This window comes from Shewanella sp. SM29, from assembly GCF_025654245.1.
GTDB classification, from domain to species: domain Bacteria; phylum Pseudomonadota; class Gammaproteobacteria; order Enterobacterales; family Shewanellaceae; genus Shewanella; species Shewanella oncorhynchi.
The window spans coordinates 1-2,012 of record NZ_JAKKRN010000070.1; the positions used below are offsets into that span (position 1 = coordinate 1).

A 2,012-nucleotide genomic window follows, 5' to 3' on the forward strand; every position below is an offset into this window, starting at 1 on the left:
GTTATGTTCCGTCCTAACTGGGTTAACGAGAGTTGATTGCCATCGAGTAAAGACTCAGTAGCAACCATCAGAGAATTAAGGCGTTTTTGGTGTATTTGAGGGCATTGTTTTTTGAGTAAATCGTGTAATATGTCGATATCACGCATGATGTTGGATCTAGTAGGTTTTTGGCGAAATTGATTAGATCAAACAGCATCATGCGTGTCTACTTATTTGAATCCCATCGAATTTATGTGGGGATTCGCTAGAGCGCGGCGTTAGCCATCTTAATGAGAATCAAGCATGTCTGAAAAATCACCATTATTTATAAGTTCCATGGAACTGCTGGGGCATGCAGTCGAACTTCTGGAACTCGACGATGAAAAGAAGAATAAATTTATTGTTCTGCATATAAGTAATGCTGTGGAGCTATTACTGAAAGATATGGTCATTGACATAGGCCAATCTATATATGAAAGCAACAACAAGAATACGATAGTCGTCTGGAAGGCCTTTTCTATCCTTGAGTCCCATGGCATAAAGATCAAGCACAGGCCAAATATTGAAATGCTGATAGATGATAGAAATGTAATTCAGCATAAATTTGGCTACCCGAGTCGTGAGTCAGTTCTGTACTACATCGAATTTGTAATTGATTTATTTCGTGCGTGTATGCACGATCATTACTCAATTGAGTTTGATGAGATCGCCGAAGAATATTTTTCAGACAATGGAATGCAGCTAATTGGATTAGGTGATGAAGATGTATTCTCAAAAGTTGATGCCATTGCTAAATATGACATGCTTTCTGCAATTTCCACAGCATACTCATTGCTTGAGGCAAAATCTCATGAATTGTTAGGGCATGATGAATTATCAAGGCCGGTGATGATTTGGCATGACAAACGATTTTATTCACTTCTTAAGCTTATCGATCCCTCTGTCATGGAAAATAAGCGGCCTAGAGAGTTTTTTGACTCGATACGTCAGCTAAGGAATATATCTGTTCACCGGCAGCATCATAATCCGGAAGAGCACGATCAGGTGTTGGATGCTGGGCTAAAGAAGATAAAAACCTTATACAATGCCATAAGCGATATACCCGAGGAAAAAATCGCTAAAGTAGTTAAAAATGGCTAACAAAACATTGCAGCGGACAAGCCGCTGAATGCGGCGTTACCCATAGAGATTTTAATCCGAAATTCACGAATTAGAGTTAGGAATCTAACACGCTTTTGTCCCAAAGCGTGCTGCGTAACGCTTTTAAATCTACAGATTACGCGAATGCACGAAAGGTGAGCCATGGTGATTTGCGAGACGACCGTCCGCCCCATGGACGGGGCGGTCGAGCATCCAAGGATGGACTTGCTGCGAGTCGACGAGCGAATGCCATGGCAAGCCTGTGCGAGTGGATACCCGTAAACGCTAAACTTCTAACAACTGAAATTACTGCTCCCCAAACATTTCTGTCCAAAAGCGTGCGGCGTATCGCTTTAAATATACAAGTTATGCTAGTGCGCAAAAAGGCGTGCCATGGTGACTCGCGTGACGACTATCCGCCCTACGGAAGGGCATTCTAGGATGGACTGGAACAACATCCATGCTTAACTGCCAGTTCGCCCTCCATGGCTCTCGTTCATAAACTTAGAATCCCTAGGCTTCTATTCACCCTGTCGACGAGCAAATACGATGGCAAGCTTATATGAGTAGGTCAAACCAATAAGCGCTCCACGGTTTAAAATGGATGGCCTAATTTATTGCCCATCATTTTATCTGTCATTTTAATTAGGGTCTGTTGATCTTTCGAGAGTGATTTTTAGACAGCATGGCAAGACGTTATAATTTGCTTCGCCAAAAGTAACCATAACCTCAAGCCATGCCAAGACTTATGCTAACCGATGAACGCTGGGAAAAGCTATTTCATTTAATGAAAAGCACAGGCCGTGTTTATGACAAACCTGAACATAGACAAACATTCGAAGGTATTCTTTACCGCCTTAGAACAGGTATCCCTTGGCGAGATTTACCTAAAG

At 42.0% G+C, this 2,012-nt stretch carries 2 protein-coding genes and 1 pseudogene; 2 read left to right on the top strand and 1 reads right to left on the bottom strand.

Going from position 1 to position 2,012, the window contains the following annotated elements:
• Nucleotides 1-146 (bottom strand): annotated as a pseudogene (locus L5L77_RS22410) (IS4 family transposase); the annotation flags it as partial.
• Nucleotides 147-282: 136 nt separating this feature from the next.
• On the opposite strand from L5L77_RS22410, the gene L5L77_RS22415 reads away from it, so the two are divergent.
• Entirely contained in the window at nt 283-1,119 is an 837-nt protein-coding gene (locus L5L77_RS22415) for a hypothetical protein (protein WP_263176044.1), read from the top strand.
• Nucleotides 1,120-1,855: 736 nt separating this feature from the next.
• Nucleotides 1,856-2,012 (top strand): transposase (locus L5L77_RS22420; RefSeq protein WP_263185135.1); only part of this gene is annotated, 157 nt, incomplete at its 3' end.